Genomic DNA, 16,407 nt, shown 5'->3' on the forward strand with positions numbered 1-16,407 from the left:
CGATCCCGGCCTCCTCATGCGTTTGCGCCGCCCCTCGCCCGCCGCCGCCGTGCTCGCCGCCCTCGCCGCCGCCTCGGCGGCCTGTTTTCCCGGCGCGCGCCCGCCGAGACCTCCCGCGGCGCCCGTCCGGGGCGAGCTCGCCCCGCGCGTGGCGCTCGCCCCGCGCGCTCCGGAGACCGGCCCACTCCGCGTCGTCTTCGCGGGCCCGAGCGGCGAGACCAGCGCGAGCCCCGAGGTCACGCTCGTCTTCAGCAAACCCATGCGCGCGCTCGGCGCGGATCCCCGCTCGCCCGAGGCCCCAGTCCGGATCACCCCCGCCGTGGCCGGCGCGTTCTCATGGGTCGGGACGAGCGCGCTCCAGTTCATCCCGGAAAAACCATTTCCTTCCGCGACGCCTTTCCGCGTCGAGATCCCGGCGGGCACCCGCGCAGTCGACGGCAGCGCGCTCGAAGCGCCGTTCGTCCTCTCCTTTTCGACCCCGCGGCCTGCCGTCTCGGGCAGCGAGCCCGCGCAGGGCACGACCGGCATTCGCCCGGACGCGTCGATCACGCTCTTCTTCACGCAGCGCGTGAAGGCCGCGGAGATCTCGCGCGCCGTCACGATCGACGCAGGCCGTGGCCCCGTCCCTTATTCGATCGTCGAAATCACCGAGGATCGCGCCGTCCTCGCCCCGCGCGCCCCGCTCCCGCGCGACGCGAACGTCCTCGTGCGCATCGACGCCTCGCTCCGCGGCGCGGAGGGCGAGCTCCCGGCGGGCAAGACCGAGGAAATCCGATTTCGCACCCTCGGCCCCGCGGGGCTCGCGTCCGCGGAATGCCATCCGCACCCCGTCGAAAAAGACCGCTGCGACCCGACGGAGAGAACGATCACGCTCCGGTTCGCGACGCCCGTCTCGGACGAGGTCCTCGAGCGCGCCATCGTGATCGACCCCCGCCCGCAATCGCTGAACGTGTACGGCGCCTACGAGGACGGCGAATCGAGCCACGAGGTGAGCATCAACGGGGACTTCGAGCCCGGAAAAACCTATCGCGTGGAGGTTCGCGCCCGCGCCGCCGGCCGCGCCTTCCAGGACATCCACGGCCAGCGCCTCCCGGCGGACGTGAAACGCGAGTTTCGTTTCGGCGACCTGCCCGCCGACGTCGTCATCGGCGCGCGAGGCACGTACTGGGCCCCGGAGAAGCGCATCCTGCCGATTGGCGTGACGAACACCGAAGACGCGACGGTCTCGCTGATTCCGCTCGACCAGAACCAGATCCTCGCGCGGCTCGCGGGCCCCCCGATCCCCCTCACTTCGACATCGTTGAGCTTCACGCCACCCACGGGCAAACGCAATGAGGATCGTTGGTCGAGCTTCGTCGTCCAGGACCACCTGCCCCCCGGCGTCACGAGCGGCCCCGTGCTCGCCCGCGCCACGTATCGCGGCGCGCCCGGACAACCGCTGCAGACCGTCGAACACGACATGCAATTGACCGACCTCGGCCCGCTGACGAAGATCGCCCAGGACGAGGCGCTCGTCTGGCTCACGCGCCTCTCGAAGACGGCGCCCGTCAAAGGCGCGCGGGTCGAGGTCCACCACATTCCCCCCGGCGGCCGCCCCTCGCTCCTCGGCGCGGCCGAGGCGGACGACAAGGGACTCGCGTCCATCCCCTTGCGAATCCCCCCGCGAAAGCCGGGCGAGCCCAAAGCCAAGCTCGCCGTCGTGGCGCGGAGCGGCGACGATTGGATGTACCAGTCGCTCTCCACACCCGACACGCCCGAGCCCGTCGGCCGCCTCTTCTCCGCCCGCGGAATCTATCGGCCCGGCGAACGTGTGGAATTCAAAGGAGTCCTCCGCGTGCCTGTCCCGGCGGGGCTCGACACGCCGCGCGGCCGCGAGGTCACGTTCCGGATCCTCGACCCCGAGCGCCGCCCGATCAGCACCACGCGCCACGTGCTCTCGCGCTTCGGCACCTTCTCCACCGTCTGGCCCCTCGCCGAGGACGCCCCGCTCGGGTATTACCGCGCCGAGGCCGAGCTCGACGGGGAGCGTATTCGCTGGATGTTCACCGTCGACCATTACCGTCCCGTCGAGAGCAAGGCCGAGGTGCGCCTCGACAAACACGTCTACGAGCCCGGCGAGCGGATGACCTGCACCGCGCGGGGCGAGATGCTCTACGGCGCCCCGATGGCGGGCGGCCGCGCCTCGATCGTCGTGACCCGTGGGGCGCGCGATCCGTTCGTCCAGGACCTCACCGATTACGTGCTCACCGAGCACGACGTGCGGGCGCCCTCGGCGCAGATCGCCCAGGGCGCGGGCAAGCTCGACGGACAAGGCTCCTTCTCGCTCGGTGTCCCGATCGTATTACCCGGCCAAACCGCGGTCGAGTCGGTCACCTGCAAGGTCGAGATCATGGATCTCAACCGGCAGACGCGCTCCACGGAGGAGAGCGCCGTCGTGTATCCGGCCAGCGTGCTCGTCGCGCTCTCCGAGGCGGAGAATTACTGGGTCAATCCCGGCGACAAACTCAAACCGAACGTCCTCGTCGTGACGCCGGCCGGAGAGCGGCGGTCGTCCCCGGTGCACATCGAATTCTCGCGCCGCGTCCGCCGCGGGAACAACACCGTCGAGGACCACGCGCTCGGCGCCTGTGACGTCACGAGCGGCCCCGCGCCCGTCGGCTGTGAATTCACGATTCCCCCGCAAAGCGCCGCGACCGACGACGACGAGATCGAGGTCATCGTCCGCGCGACGACGAAGGACGAGAAGGGCCGCCGCGCCGCGGCCTCGTATGCCGTCCGCGTCGAGGTCCCGGCCAAACCCGCGAGCCCACCCGCCGCCGCGCCGCCGCCGCCTCCGCCGCCTCCGCCGCCTCCGCCGCCCCCTCCGGAGCTCGCCCTGCGCCTCCAGCACACCACGTATCAGGTCGGACAAACCGCACGTGTCCTCCTCGATTCTCCGCATTCGAAGCCGACCGAGGCCCTCGTCACGGTCGAGCGCGAGGGCTTGCTCTTCCGGCGCGTCGTGCCGCTCGCGCCCGCGGGCACGCAGACGACCGTCGACATCCCCATCACGTTCTCCATGATGCCCAATGCGCAGATCACGGTCACCACGCTCACGGGCACCCGAACGGACTCACAATCCGCCATGATCGAGGTCAGCCCCAAGGCCCGCAAGCTCGACGTCGACGTGCGCCCGAGCAAGCTCCAGGCAGCGCCCGGCGAGACGCTCGACGTCGAGGTCGTCGCCAAGGACGCCGAGGGCAAACCCGTGCGGGCCGAGGTCACCTTGTGGGCCGCGGACGAAGGCTCGCTGATGCTCACGTATTACATCACGCCGGAGCCATTCGAGGCGATCTATTCGCCACGGTATCCGACCACCGTGACGAGGGACGTCCGCGAGGACCTCCTCCGCACGTTCTCGGGAGGCCACCGCGCCAAACCGCCCATGGTCCGCATGGGCGCGACCAGCATCAGCCCCCGCCGCGGCGATTTCCGACAAACCGTGGCCTTCCTGCCCGACCTCGTCACGGACGCGACGGGCCGCGTGAAGCGCCGCATCACCTTGCCCGACGGCCTCACGGCCTATCGATTCATGGCCGTGGCCGTCGCGGAGGACGATCGTACGGGCTCGGACGATGCCACGGTCACCACGTCGAAACCGCTCATGGTCCGCCCGAGCATTCCGCTCGCCTTGCGCGCGGGGGACCAATTCGAGGCGTCCGTGATTGTCTCCGCGCTCGACATCCCCGGCGGAAACGCAGTCGTGACCGCGAGCGAGGAGGGCCTCACGGTCGCGGGCCCGATGCGCCGCGAGGTCACGGTCGATCCCGAGCACCCCGCGCTCGTGCGTTTTCCTTTCCGCGCCGACCGCACCGGCAAAGCCCGCCTCTCGTTCGAGGCCGAATTGCCGGACGCGTCCGACGGCGTCGACCTCGATGCCCGGATTGCGGTGCCCACGACGCTCGAAACCGCGACCCTCACGGGCGAGACGTCCTCGGCCATCGCCGAGCGCCTCGGGAGCCTCGCGGGCCTGAGGCCCGACACCGGCGGCCTCACGATATCGCTCGCCTCGACCCCGCTCTCGGGCCTCGCCGCAGGCATCGAGCAGCTCGTCGAATACCCGTACGGATGCACGGAGCAAACGGTGAGCCGCATGGTCCCGCTCCTCGCGCTCCGCGACCTCGCCGACTCCCTCGGCGTGCCGCTCGTACCCGGAAAAACCGGTCCTCAAAAAGGAAGCGACGTCGACGCCGCGCTGAAAGAATCGGTGGATCGGCTGCTCACGCACCAGCAAAAGGATGGGAGCTTCGGCCTCTGGCCCAGCTCGTCCTCGGGAGATCCCTACATCACGGCGTATGCGCTCTGGGGCCTCGACGAGGCCCGCCGTCGCGGCCTTTCCGTTCCCGAAGCCGCCCTCGATCGCGCGGCCCGCTCCCTCGCGTCGAGCCTCGCGGCCCCCTTCCCCGCGGCGGACCCTTCCGCGCTCGAACGAGCCGCCTTCGCGCTCGACGTGCTCGCCATGGCCCGCCGCCCCGACGAAGGCCGGATGCGCGCGCTCTTCGGCGAACGCGCGCGAATGCCTCTGTTCGCGCGCGCCGTCCTGCTCCACGCCTTCGTCGTCTCCGGCCGCGCCGATGCGGACGAGCCCCGCGAGCTCTTGCGCGACCTCGAAACGAACATTCGTCTCGACGGCCCCGCGGCGCACCTGGCGAGCGCGCCCGAACCCAATGCCTTCGCGCACGACTTCGACTCCGGCGTGCGCACCGACGCCGCGGCGCTGCGCGCGATCGTCGCGACGAACCCCACGCACCCCCTCGCGACCCGCCTTTCGCGTGGCCTCATCGACGCGCGCGCCGGCGGCGCCTACCGCACGACCCACGAGGCCGCCTGGGCGTTGCTCGCGCTCGACGCGTACCGCAAGGCGAACCCGGCGCCCCTCGATCCCGTGGAGGCGCGGGTTTTCCTCGGCGATACATTGCTCGCGGACGCCCCCCTCGGCGGCGCGTCCGGAAAGCTCCGCCGCACGACGAACGTGTCCATGCCCGAGCTCTTCCGCGGCCGCGGCGCGCCGCTCACGTTCGAGGCCGTGGGCGGGGGCCGCCTCCATTACGAGGCCATCCTCCGCTATGCCCGCGAGGAAATGCCACGCGAGCCGCTCGACGCCGGGTTCTACGTGACGAAGATTTTCCGCCCCGTCGCGGACCTCGGCGGCCCCGTCCTCGCCGCCAGCGCCGAGGCCGAGCCCCGCTTCGATCCCGGGCAGGTCGTGCTTTGCGAGATCGAGGTCGTCACCCGCGAGGAGCGCCGGTTCGTCGTCCTCGAAGACCCGATCCCCGGCGGCCTCGAACCCTTGCGGTTTGCCCACGACGTCGGCGGCCGCTGGCTCGCGAACATGGAGGCGACGCCAGCCGAGCGGCGTGAAATGCGCGACGACCGCGTCATTTATTTCATCGACACCGTGCCCGCCGGCATCCGGAAATTCCGATATCTCGCCCGCGCGGCCCACGTCGGCCGGTTCGCGGCGCCGCCGACGCACATCGAGCAGATGTACGCGCCGGAGACGTATGGTCGCACGGGTGGTACGTACGTGCGGGTGGGAGCGAAATGAGCGTCCTCAGCTGAACGCGTGGATCCATTGCACGGCGTCGGCGCGGGTCTCGAACATTGCGAAATGCTCGCCGCGGTTCTCCTCGGTGACCATCTCGCCGAAGCGGCTGCTGTACTCGACGCTCCCCGGCGGGCATACCACGGCGAGCCGGATCCGATAGTTCCTCAGCTTTTGCAGAATGTCCCCGGCCACGCGCGAGCTCAGGTCGAAGAAGGCCGCCGGCAGGTTCGCTGCGTACAGGAGGGCGCATCCTGCCTGGCTCCCGAAGCAGGCCTCGATCACGAGATCGACGTCCCGCGCGCTCGTCAGGAACGCCTGCTCCGGCTGGCCTTCCACGACCGTCACGCCACCCTCGTCCACGATGCTCGGCTCCATGGCCGCGCATCTAAGCCGAGGGGCTCGTGGCTTGTCAATCGCGCCGCGATGACGCTACCGGCAAACGGCCTCCGCCGAGAACGACCTGTCCCATCTCCTCGGCACGTCGCACGACCTGGCATACACGCAGCACTCGCCCGTCTCCGGGTTTTTCGCATACGTGAGCGCCTCCACGCAATTCCCGACGACCTCTCGCACCCGCTCCATCGGGCAAGCGCTGTTCACCACGCGAACGCTCTCCGAGGAGAGATGGCCTTTCGACGGGAGATCGCCTTTCGTCGGCAGCGGATGCTCGATCCCCTTGCCCTCGATATTGCTGCCCTCGGACAATGCGTCGCCCGTCACGTGGCCCGCGTCGCCCTCGACCGGCACAAACTCCTCATCGCCGGCCAGCGAGACGCCCTTGCCCTCACCTTTCGAGGGCGCCTGGAAATTCCCTCCCTTCTCGACGCCCGACACGTCCTCCCGCCCGAGCGCGAGGTCCTCGTCTCCGCCCCCGAGCGAGCAAGCGGCGAGCAGGAGGCCGAAAAGAGGCAGCACCGCGGCGCGCGCGATCGTGAATGAACGCATGGGCATTCCCTCCATCCTGGACGTTCTCCGGCTGCCCATGACGGCAGCCTCCGCCTGGGACTGCAAAGGGAGGACCACGCTGATGTGCTGAGAAACCCGTGCGCGGCCGCCTGCCTGGACAAACCGTCCGCGTGCATTTCCCGAAAGCCCGCGCTCCACCGCCCGGACGCGCGCACCTGTCGCGCCGCTCAGACGAGCTCGTGCAACGCGAACGTCACCGCGCCATTCTCTAGTTTGTCCCCACGGAATCCGTGGCCCCGACTACAAAATCGGGACCATCGCTTGCGGTTTTCCGTCCGACCGACCACGCTTTTATATGAAAAATCGATAGCTAGCAAGCGTTTTCGGCATGCTCTATCCCTGTTCGCCGGAAAGAGAGGCCTTCGAGCATGAGCGTACACGAGAGCAAAATGCACCTCCGCGGCGACATGGAGATGCACGTCGACATCCACGGCGAGGGCGAACCGCTCGTCCTCCTGCACGGCTTTCTCGGCTGCGGCCGCGATTTTCGTCATCTCGGCGAAACCCTCCACGAAGGGTTCCGCGCCATCGTCCCCGATCTACCCGGTCACGGCCTTTCGGGAAACCCCCGCGGCGCCTTCGTGTTCCGGGAGGTCGCCCGCGACATGTTCACGCTCCTCGACGAGCTCGGCATCGATCGATTCCGCGCCATCGGCTTCAGCGGCGGCGGCAACGTTCTCTTGCACATGGCGACCCAGCAGCCGGGCCGCGTCGAGGCCATGGTGATCGCCGCGGCGACGCCGTACTTTCCGGAGCAGGCGCGCGCCGTCATGCGGCAGCTCACCGCGGAAAGCAGGTCCGAGGAAGAATGGCGCGAGATGCGCGAGCGGCACGTGCGCGGCGACGAACAAATCGGAGCGCTCTGGGCGCAGGGCCGCGCGTTCGCCGATCGTTACGATGACATGAATTTCACGCCACCGTACCTCGCGACGATCAGGGCGCGCACGCTGATCGTCTACGGCGACCGCGATCATCTTTATCCCGTCGAGCTCGCCCTCGAAATGTACCGAGCGATCCCCGATGCAAGGCTCTGGGTCGTTCCGGGCGGCGGTCACGGCGCTGCCTTCGAGGAGCGAGAGCAGTTCGTCCGCGTGGCGAGGAGCTTTCTGAAGGCGCAATAGCCGCTCAGGAACGACCCGTGTCCTGCCGGGAGCGCAGTTGCTTCGGGGCCATCGCCACGACCGCCTCCGCGACCTCGTGGACCCCGGTCACGTCGGGTCGAACGCTCTTGAAAATGCCCGTGACGAGATCGCGAGAATCGAGCGCGTCGTCGACGACCAGGACGTGCACGTCGTCGCGCCGCGGCGCAGAGGATTCTCGTACGGCGCGGACCTCGGAGGCTTTTTCGACACGCAAGGGGAGCTCGACCGTGAACGTCGCGCCGAGCCCCTTTCCCAGGCTCTCCGCGACCACGGCGCCGCCGTGGGCCTCCACGAGATAACGCACGATCGAGAGGCCGAGGCCGAGCCCGCCGTGGCTGCGGGTCGACGAGCTGTCGCCTTGTCGGAATCGCTCGAAGACGTGCGGCAGGGTCGCAGGCGAAATGCCCACGCCGTCGTCCTTCACCCAGAGGATCGCCTTGTCGCCGCGCCGGCAGCCGATCTCCACGGTGCCCCCCGGCGGCGTGAATTTGAGCGCATTGCCGAGCAGGTTCTCGATGACCTGCCGCAGCCGGACGTCGTCGCCGAAGACAGGGAGCGGGCCGCTCGTCTCGAATGCGGCTTCGAGCCGGATCCCCTTCGCCTCCGCGATCGGGCGCATCGCCCGGACGGCCTGCGTGAGCGGATGCACGAGGTCGAGGTCCACGGAGTCGAGCTTCAGCGTGCCCGCGATCATGCTCGTCATGTCCATCAGATCCTCGATCAGGCGCGCCTGCGCCTGCGCATTGCGCTCGATGGTCTCGAGCGCCTTGCCGCGGCTCGCCTCCGGCACCGAGTCCCGCCGCAGAATGCCGGTCCAGCCGAGGATCGCCGTGAGGGGCGTGCGGAGCTCGTGCGAGATCACGGCCAAAAACTCGTCCTTCAGCCGGCTCGCCTCCTGCACCGCCCGATAAAGCCGCGCACGGTCGATCGCCATTCCCGCGCGCCGCGCGAGCTCCTCCGCGAGGGCGCGCTCCGGCTCCGCCACGAATCGCCCGGGCGCGGCGCCGAGCAGCGTCATGTGGCCGAGCGCGTGCCCCTGGATCACGAGGGGCACGACGAGCAGCGAATGAATGCCGCGCCCCTCGAGCTCACGGCGCGAGCCGAGGTCGAGGTCGCCAAAGCCGAGCGCGCGCCCCGGCGGCGCGAAGCCGAGCAAGGCCTCGGCGAACGCGGCCCCTCGCCCGAGCGCCGCGAGGCAATACCGCTCGCCGGCCTCCTCCACGTGAATGGTGCACCCCTCGGCGAACGACGGCACGAGCAAGCGCGCCATGGCCGCGAGCGTGCTCTCGTACTCCATCGACGAGCCGAGAATGCCGCTCACCTCGGCGAGGAGCCGCTGCGCCTCCTCGGCCTTCCTCCGCGCCGTGACGTCGCGCGAAATGCCCACGAGGCCGACGAGCCGCCCCTCCTCGTCGTACCAGGGCCCCTTCGTCGATTGCCAGAACCGCGTCGTGCCATGGCTCGTGGTCGAGCGGCACTCGTATGTCGTCGTGCGCCGGCTCGAGAGGACCTCCCGATCGCGCCGGGCGATCTCGTCGGCGTCGTCCTGCGCGAAGAGCGTCTCGTCGTCCTTGCCCACGACGTCCTCGGGCACGAGGCCGAAGACCCCCGCGCCCGCGGAGTTGATCATCACGTACCGGAGGTTCAGATCCTTGACATAGACGCAATCGTGCGTCCCCTCCGTGACGGCGCGGAGCAGCTCACGGCTCAGCCGCAGCGCCGAGAGCTCCGCCTCCTCGGCGAGGACCCGCGCGAGCGCCGGGGCGCAATGCTTTGCGAGCCTGGACAAACGTGATTTCGCGGCGGCCTCGCGGCGCAGCCCCTCGAAAGCGACGACGCCGAGCACTCTGTCTCCGACGGCGAGCCGCGCGGCCCACGCCTCGCGCCCCGCAATCCGCACCCGCGTCGGCCCCGGCACGGAGAGCGCCGCGGCGAGCCCCCGCGGGGCTGGATCATTCGTGCCGGGGACGGAAAGCTCGTCGGCCACGAGCACGGCGAGCAAACCCTGGGTGGCGCCGAGGGCCCGCGCCCCGTCGCCCGCGACCGCGGCCGCGACCTCCTTCGATCGCCGGCACGCGTGCAGCGCAAACACGAAGGGCGCGAGGACTGCGTCAGCCCCCGGATTCCAGCGTTTGTCGCGACCGCGTGAATTCCTGGGTGAAGGCAACGACAGATGTTGTCAGAAGACGGAATTCCCTTCGAGCGGTTCGAACCCTGATTGTCGAATCCGGCGTCGCCTGATGAATGCGTCCTTCAAGGAGGACGGCCGACGCCCGATGTGTCCCCGCCGTTCGCGCTCACGACACGCGAGACATGCCGGCGAGGAGCGCTCCGAACGACGCTTCGAGCTCGCCGTAGAAATCGACGCGCAGCGGGGCCATCTTCGGCGCCGCGAGCACCTTTTTCATGGAGCCGACCGGATGCCCCATGGGCCATAGCCCCGACACGAGCGCGCCGAGCCGCAGGATCGCCCGCGTCCCGCCCCCCTCGGGCAAACCCGGGAGCGCAGCCTCGAACGCCGCCCCCGCGACGACGATATGCTCGAGCATCCACCGCTTCGACGCGCGCGCCGCCTCGAAGGAGAGGTTTTGCTCGATGTCGCACGAATTGCTCGCCAAAAGCCGCAGCATGGGCTCCCGCGGCGCGAGCGTGCGCACGACGAGCGCGGACACGTCGTACGGCGAGGTATCGCGCGCGATGCCCCGGAGCAATGGCATGATCTCTTCGAACCAGGCGCCGAGCGCCTGGAGGAAGAGCGCCAGGAAGACCTCCTCCTTCGTCGCGAAATACCGATACACGCTGCCCTTGGCGAGCCCGGCGTGCTCGGCGACCTCGCCGATGGAGATGTCGTCGATCGACCGCTCCCGAAAGAGCTCCGCGGCGGCTCCGAGGATCGCCTCCCGCCGCTGCTCCTTTTGCTCGGCGCTGTGCGCCCTCTGCCATCCCTCGCTCGCCTGGGGCTTGCTCGTGCTGCGCATGTCGACCACCCGGTAATGGACCCGCGGTCCTAAGCGACCGTAGATCCTCCGTCAAGCGTGGAGGAGACCGAGGGGCCTTCCTCCACGTGCTAGCCTCGACGCATGTCCTCGTCGTTCGTGCTCGTCGTGCTCGAAGAGGCTCCGCGGGACCTCGGGCCCGTCGTGCCGCTCCGCGAGGGCGCCCAGGTCTTCGGGCGCACGGAAGGCGCCGATATCCGCCTCGCTTGGGACACCGTCTCGCGAAGGCACGCGCGGATCACCGTCGAGGAAGGGCGCGTGACGATCGAGGACGTCGCGAGCACCTCGGGCACGTTCGTGAACGACGAGCTCGTGCGCGGGGTCGTCGAGATTTCGCCGGGCACGCGGATCCGGATCGGTCGGATCGTCTTCGAGCTCGCGCGCGCCGAGGAGGCCGCCGCGCGAGGCCTCGTGCCCTCGGATCCGTGATTCACGAATGGTTCGATTTGGACAAACCCCGCGTCAGGCCTTCTTCGGGCCGGTCACCGGGACGAACGAGCCGTGCTGCACGCGATCGGCCCCGGGCTTCGGGAGCGCGCCGGGAAGCACGGTGATCTTGGCCTCGCCCACGATTTGACCGCGCGACGCGACCCACTCGTTGCGCTCCTCGATCCACGCCATGCACGCCGCGCGCACCTCGTCCGAGATGCCGCGCGGGTCGTCCGGATCGGCGAGCTGAAGGCCCGTGTCGTAGCGAAAGCGGACCTCCATCGTGCGGTTCGGATCGAGCGACTTTTGCGCCTCGCGATGCGCCGCGCGCGCCGCCTCGTTCTCCTTCTCGCGCGCGAGCGCCTGCGTCTCGGCGACCTTCTCGCGCGCTTCTTCGAGGGCCTTCTCGGCCGCTTTCTCCTCGGCGTCGAGCGGACGCATCGCGGCCTTCAGGCGGTCGTTTTGCTCGCGCGAGAGGCCCTCGAAGACCACGCCGAGCACGTCGGTGAAGCGGGGGCGCTCGCGGAGCCACGCCGCCGTCGCCTCCTCGTCCGGAAACTCCTGGAAAGACGTTTCGCCGGTCTTCAGGTTTTCGAGCTTGAGCATGATCTTCATGGCCGGCATCATCGCCGGGCTCGAAGCGCAAGGCAAGGGCATGCACCTTGCTGTCCGCGGGCCGAGGAGACCCTCGGATGCTTGCAGGAAAATGCGCGTTTATCGGGATCGCCCTTTCGATGGTCTCGCTCCCGTCCTGCCGCTCGGCTCCCCGGGAATACGAGGAACGGCTGTCGATGAGGCCGGCACGAGCGCTCTGCGGCCCGGGGCTCGTGCGGCGGGGCGACACGTGCGAGGAGCCTCTGTGGGCGGAGATCGCGCCTCTGCCCGGCAGCGCGTTTCGCATGCGTGATGTCACGGACGTGGACGGCGACGAGGCGTGGATCGTCGGCCGAGGCGGGCTCGTATTGCACAGCGGCGACGGCGGTGAGAGCTTCGAGCGCGTCGACATCGGCACGAGCGAGGACCTCGCCTACGTGTGGGCGGACGAGCACGCGATCGTCGCGACGGGGGCGCGGCGCGCCTGGGTTTCCCTCGACGAAGGCAGGAGTTTCGATGCTTCGCCCGAGGCGCCCGAAGAGCTCACGCGGTGCGTCCTTTTTTTCGGTCGCGTGGTCTGCGGCTCCGCGCAAGGCGGCCTCTACCATTGGACGAGCGGCGAGGCGTCCTTCGTTTCCGTGCCCTTCGGCGGACGCACGGTGGTCGAGGTGGGCCCGGGGTATCTCGTGGCCGCGACCGAGATCGGATCGACGACGCGGATCCGGGCCACGCAGGAGCCGGACCTGCACGCGTTTTACGGGGACACGCAGATCCCGCTCGCCTACCCCGGCTCGGTCGACTCGTTATGGGTATCGCGGCACGAGCTCCTCGCGTGCGTGATGGCCGATCAAGCTCCGAGCCCGGTCGATCTGACGCTGCATTGCTCGACGAACCGGGGTCATACGTTCCAGGCGCGGGGATCGTACGCGCCCGAATGCGCGCGGGGCCAGCGGATCGCCGGCACGCCCGACGCGCTCCACGTGATGACGTATTGCAACACCGTCGACATGCCCACCACGTTCGAGGTCTGGTCCTCGGACGACTTCGGGCAGACGTTCCTGCGCGGCACGTGGGGCGCCGAATTCGAGAGCTCGTGGCGCGGCGCGAACCGCATCAGCTTCGGGACCTCGAACCACGGGCTCTTGCTCACGCACCGGCTGCGCCGCTCGACCGACGGCGGGCGGAGCTCGGCGCCGCTCGAAGAAAACGCGATGTCCGCGGACTGGCCCTGCGGCCTCGACGAAAACAAGGCGATCTTCTTCCCGACGAAGACGCGTGGATACGTGATCGCGATGCAGAACACGACCGCGGTCTTCAAGTTCCGGCTGTATCGCACGGACGACGCGTTCCATTTCGACGAGGGGACGGACCTGCCGGCGTTCACGGACGACTCGTCCCGCCCGCCTTCCCTTTCGGCGCACGAGGATCTGCTCTGGCTCGCGTTCCCGAGCGAATACGTGCAGCAAACCTTCCTGCGCAGCGAGGACGGCGGGAGGACCTTCCTCCACGACGGTTTTCCCGCGCAGGGGCAGCCGCTCGCGGCCGCCCTGCTCGGGCCGGGCGGCGTCGGGTTCGTCGCGACCGCGCGCGGCGCCGTGAATGCGCGCCCGCTCTACCGGTCGAAGGACGGCGGCGCGACGTTCAGCGAGATCTCGATCCCGGACGGGGTCTACATCCGCGACATGCGCGTCCTCGATACGGGGCGGCTCGTCGCCGTCGGCGAGAATGGGCTCATTTTCACGAGCGACGACGCGGGGAAGACCATCGTCGTACGTCGCGGGGGTTTGCCCGGGGCTGGAGCATTGCCCGAGGAGGAAAAACTCGTGTCGGTCGATTTCGCGCCCGGCACCCGCGTGGGGTGGGCCGGCGGCGTGACGAGCACGGGAGAGCCGCTCCTGCTCCGCACCGAGGACGGGGGCGAGACCTGGGTCCCGCAATCCCTCGGCCATACGTCGGCCCTGGGCATCGTGCAGGTCGCGGCCGCGACGCCGTCCCACGCGAGCGTCGTCGTCGACGTGCAAGGCGGCGCGCGTTCGCTCTTCATGACGCAGGACGGTGGGCAATCGTGGCCCTTGCGGGAGACGCCCGGCGGCGACCCGCTGCGCATGGTCGCGCGGCTCCCCGACGGGGAGACGACATTCGCGCTCGGGGCGTACGGCGTCTATCGCAGCCGCACGCCCTGAGCCGCGCGTTTCATTCCGACGCGAGCCTCTTCCGCAAGAACGCGCGGACCTTGTCCCACGCGTCCGCCGCGCTCTTCTCGTCGTACCGCGGCTGCGAGGGGTTCGCGAAGGCGTGCTGCGCGTCGTAGCGGTAAATCGTGTGCGGGACGCCGGCCTGCGTGAGGGCCGCGTCGAACGCGTTCACGGTCTCGGGCGGGATCGCCTGGTCCTTGTTGCCGAAAAGGCCGAGGATCTCGGCCTTGATCGGCTTCAATTCGGCCGGTTCCGTGACGAGGTGGCCATAATAGATCACGGACGCGTCGAGGTCGGGCTCGTGCATGGCGAGCTGGAGCGACCAGGCGCCGCCAAAACACCAGCCGATCACGCCCGTGCGTTTCGCCTGGATGCGCGGGTCCTTCTCCAGGAAATCGTGTGCCGCGACGAGCGTGGCCATCGCCTTCTTGTTGTCGACGGCCTTCATCATGGCCATCGCCTCGTCGGGGGTCTTCGCGGTCTTGCCGCCATAAAGATCGACGGCGAGCGCGGCATATCCGTCCTCGGCGAGCCGGTCGGTCCAGTGCTGGATGTGCTCGTTCAGGCCCCACCATTCATGGATGACGATGAGCCCCGGCAAGGGCGCGGTTTTTCCTTTGGGCAGGCTGAGGTAAGCGCTCGTGCCGTCGATCGTGACGCGCTCGCCGCGCGGCGCCGGGGCCTTGTCGCCCGTGAGCTGGTGCAGCGCCTTGAAGCTCTCCTCGGAGAGCGTGCCCATCATGCCTTCGGCGGGCGAGGTCGTTTGCCCCGTAGCGGGCGTCGTGTTCGCCGGCGTCGGGCTACCGGCGTCGGGCGAAGGCGCGCCGCCGCAGCCGACGGCGACGAACACGGAGAGGCCCGCGGCGAGGGCGCGAGCCGAGCGGAGGAGACCTTCGAGCTTTCCGAACCTCATGGCGCGCACTTTACACCGAGGCGCCGCTTTGGGAACGCCCTTCGGCAGTCCGCGCAAGGCCGCCGTCCGGGGCGAAGACAAGGCGGGGCGAGCTCGCCTAGCACTACTCTGCCATCCTCACCGACCGTGCCCGCGCTCTGACGCGCGACGAGCTTGATCTACGGGCCTTCGCGGACCGCCGTGACCAAGAATTTGGCCCAGCGGTTCCGTGTGCGCTGGTTTGTCCGCGTGACCGCCGTCAAACCTCCGTTCAAGAGTGACGAACTGGCCGAGGAGCACTGGGAGCGCGAGTTCGAGCGCTGGGTTGCGCCGTTCTTGCACGAGTTTGGCTACCCGTCTCAGCAGAAGTGGGCGCCGATCTACATGCGTGGGCTCCTCGGGCCTGGGGACCGCAAGAGCATCGAACCGATGGCCACGCGCGTTTGCCCGGGTGAAACGCAGCAGCTTCACCACTTCGTCTCGACCTCTCGCTGGGACACGGCCGGGCACGAGCGTGTGCTCCTCGAAAAGGCGGGAGCGCTCGTAGGCGGCAAGGATGCCCACCTCGTCATCGACGACACGGCGATCCCGAAGAAGGGAACGCACTCGGTTGGCGTCGCGCATCAATACTGCGGGCAGCTCGGCAAGAACGCCAATTGCCAGGCTCTCGTCTCCATCACGCTCGCGCGAGACGAGGTGCCCGTCCCCGTGGCGCTCCGGCTTTACCTCCCGAAAGAGTGGGCGCACGATCCAGCGCGTCGGCGACGCGCGAAGGTGCCCGAAGACGTGGTATTCCGGCCGAAATGGCAGATCGCCCTGGACGAGGTCGAGCGTATCATGCGCAGCGGCGTCGAGTTCGGCGATGTCCTGGCGGACGCGGGGTACGGCGCGTGTGCCGCGTTTCGGCGCAGGCTTTCAGAAATGAAGCTCAAGTGGGCGGTTGGCGTGAACTCGAACCAGCTCGTCTATCCGAGGTCCGTACGTGTAGCCGCGCCTGAAAGAACACAGCCAGGCGGGCGACCGCCGAAGCGCGGGAAGGTGTCGGCTGCCCCGAGGAAGGCGCATGAGGTGTTCTCTACGCGCGGAAAGAACAGCTTCGAGGAAGTGAGCTGGCGTGACGGAACGAAAGGCCCGCTTGCCGCGTCCTTCGCGGCAATCCGGGTGCGCATGGCTGACGGACCGAAGGTCATCGGACACAATCACGGGCCTGGCGAAGAGGCTTGGCTCATCTGCGAAAAGCGCGCGAGCGGCGAGCGAAAGTATTACCTCTCGAACTACCCGCCCGACACCGACCTCGGAACGCTCGCCTCGGTGGTCAAGGCGCGATGGGTTTGCGAGCAAGCGCATCAGCAGATGAAAGAGGAGCTCGGGCTCGACCACGTCGAGTGCCGCTCCTGGCACGCGCTGCACCATCACGCGCTCCTGACGATGATGGCCTTCGCCTTCCTCCAGCACCTGCGTAACGCCGAAAAAAAACGACCGGGCGCAGCGGCCCGCCGCCTGAACCGTCACTACCGGAGATCCGGCGGCGATTGATTCAAAGGCTCGCTGCGCCCCAAAGATGCGCGCGGTGCGGTGCGACGGTGCGGGCGCTCGTGCCGATATG

The 16,407-nt window shown here is 69.0% G+C and carries 11 protein-coding genes; 5 read left to right on the top strand and 6 right to left on the bottom strand.

The genetic code is table 11. From position 1 onward, the window contains the following. Positions 1-16: 16 nt before the first annotated feature. Positions 17-5,587, top strand: coding sequence for an Ig-like domain-containing alpha-2-macroglobulin family protein (locus QHF85_RS10435; RefSeq protein ID WP_281326965.1), 5,571 nt, complete (start codon positions 17-19; stop codon positions 5,585-5,587). A 6-nt stretch (positions 5,588-5,593) separates the two neighbouring features. Here QHF85_RS10435 and QHF85_RS10440 read toward each other — a convergent pair whose 3' ends face one another. Both QHF85_RS10440 and QHF85_RS10445 read right to left on the bottom strand, forming a co-directional pair. Then, entirely contained in the window at positions 5,594-5,962 is a 369-nt protein-coding gene (locus QHF85_RS10440; RefSeq protein ID WP_281326966.1) for a DUF4180 domain-containing protein, read from the bottom strand. A gap of 54 nt (positions 5,963-6,016) precedes the next feature. Next, the gene (locus QHF85_RS10445) at positions 6,017-6,532 is read right to left on the bottom strand and encodes a hypothetical protein (protein ID WP_281326967.1); all 516 of its coding nucleotides are present in this window, start codon (positions 6,530-6,532) and stop codon (positions 6,017-6,019) included. A gap of 389 nt (positions 6,533-6,921) precedes the next feature. On the opposite strand from QHF85_RS10445, the gene QHF85_RS10450 reads away from it, so the two are divergent. Beyond that, a complete protein-coding gene (locus QHF85_RS10450) occupies positions 6,922-7,674 on the top strand; it encodes an alpha/beta fold hydrolase (protein ID WP_281326968.1) in 753 nt (250 codons plus the stop codon). 4 nt (positions 7,675-7,678) lie between these two features. Here QHF85_RS10450 and QHF85_RS10455 read toward each other — a convergent pair whose 3' ends face one another. Together QHF85_RS10455 and QHF85_RS10460 are read right to left on the bottom strand one after the other, a co-directional pair. Next, a complete protein-coding gene (locus tag QHF85_RS10455; RefSeq protein ID WP_281326969.1) occupies positions 7,679-9,787 on the bottom strand; it encodes an ATP-binding protein in 2,109 nt (702 codons plus the stop codon). 205 nt (positions 9,788-9,992) lie between these two features. Beyond that, a complete protein-coding gene (locus tag QHF85_RS10460) occupies positions 9,993-10,673 on the bottom strand; it encodes a TetR/AcrR family transcriptional regulator (RefSeq protein WP_281326970.1) in 681 nt (226 codons plus the stop codon). Between the two features lie 102 nt (positions 10,674-10,775). Here QHF85_RS10460 and QHF85_RS10465 point away from each other — a divergent pair, with 102 nt between their 5' ends. Then, the gene (locus QHF85_RS10465; RefSeq protein ID WP_281326971.1) at positions 10,776-11,120 is read left to right on the top strand and encodes an FHA domain-containing protein; all 345 of its coding nucleotides are present in this window, start codon (positions 10,776-10,778) and stop codon (positions 11,118-11,120) included. Between the two features lie 33 nt (positions 11,121-11,153). Here QHF85_RS10465 and QHF85_RS10470 read toward each other — a convergent pair whose 3' ends face one another. Further along, positions 11,154-11,735 carry a hypothetical protein gene (locus QHF85_RS10470; RefSeq protein ID WP_281326972.1) on the bottom strand — a complete coding sequence of 194 codons (582 nt, stop codon included), beginning with the start codon at positions 11,733-11,735 and terminating at the stop codon, positions 11,154-11,156. A gap of 176 nt (positions 11,736-11,911) precedes the next feature. Between QHF85_RS10470 and QHF85_RS10475 the strand changes: the two genes are divergently transcribed. Continuing rightward, the gene (locus QHF85_RS10475) at positions 11,912-13,897 is read left to right on the top strand and encodes a hypothetical protein (protein WP_281326973.1); all 1,986 of its coding nucleotides are present in this window, start codon (positions 11,912-11,914) and stop codon (positions 13,895-13,897) included. A gap of 10 nt (positions 13,898-13,907) precedes the next feature. On the opposite strand, the gene QHF85_RS10480 is transcribed toward QHF85_RS10475, so the two are convergent. After that, positions 13,908-14,822 (bottom strand): dienelactone hydrolase family protein, encoded by a 915-nt coding sequence (locus QHF85_RS10480; RefSeq protein WP_281326974.1) that lies wholly within the window; start codon positions 14,820-14,822, stop codon positions 13,908-13,910. 180 nt (positions 14,823-15,002) lie between these two features. Here QHF85_RS10480 and QHF85_RS10485 point away from each other — a divergent pair, with 180 nt between their 5' ends. Then, a complete protein-coding gene (locus QHF85_RS10485; RefSeq protein WP_281326975.1) occupies positions 15,003-16,337 on the top strand; it encodes an IS701 family transposase in 1,335 nt (444 codons plus the stop codon). Positions 16,338-16,407 lie beyond the last annotated feature (70 nt).

Origin of the sequence: Polyangium sp. 6x1, from assembly GCF_029946515.1 — a bacterium.
In the GTDB taxonomy this organism is placed as follows: domain Bacteria; phylum Myxococcota_A; class Polyangia; order Polyangiales; family Polyangiaceae; genus Polyangium.

Coding starts and splice junctions, on each gene's coding strand:
- QHF85_RS10435 (WP_281326965.1), top strand. CDS start 17: ATGCGTTTGCGCCGCCCCTCGCCCGCCGCCGCCGTGCTCGCCGCCCTC.
- QHF85_RS10440 (WP_281326966.1), bottom strand. CDS start 5,962: ATGGAGCCGAGCATCGTGGACGAGGGTGGCGTGACGGTCGTGGAAGGC.
- QHF85_RS10445 (WP_281326967.1), bottom strand. CDS start 6,532: ATGCGTTCATTCACGATCGCGCGCGCCGCGGTGCTGCCTCTTTTCGGC.
- QHF85_RS10450 (WP_281326968.1), top strand. CDS start 6,922: ATGAGCGTACACGAGAGCAAAATGCACCTCCGCGGCGACATGGAGATG.
- QHF85_RS10460 (WP_281326970.1), bottom strand. CDS start 10,673: ATGCGCAGCACGAGCAAGCCCCAGGCGAGCGAGGGATGGCAGAGGGCG.
- QHF85_RS10465 (WP_281326971.1), top strand. CDS start 10,776: ATGTCCTCGTCGTTCGTGCTCGTCGTGCTCGAAGAGGCTCCGCGGGAC.
- QHF85_RS10470 (WP_281326972.1), bottom strand. CDS start 11,735: ATGAAGATCATGCTCAAGCTCGAAAACCTGAAGACCGGCGAAACGTCT.
- QHF85_RS10475 (WP_281326973.1), top strand. CDS start 11,912: ATGAGGCCGGCACGAGCGCTCTGCGGCCCGGGGCTCGTGCGGCGGGGC.
- QHF85_RS10480 (WP_281326974.1), bottom strand. CDS start 14,822: ATGAGGTTCGGAAAGCTCGAAGGTCTCCTCCGCTCGGCTCGCGCCCTC.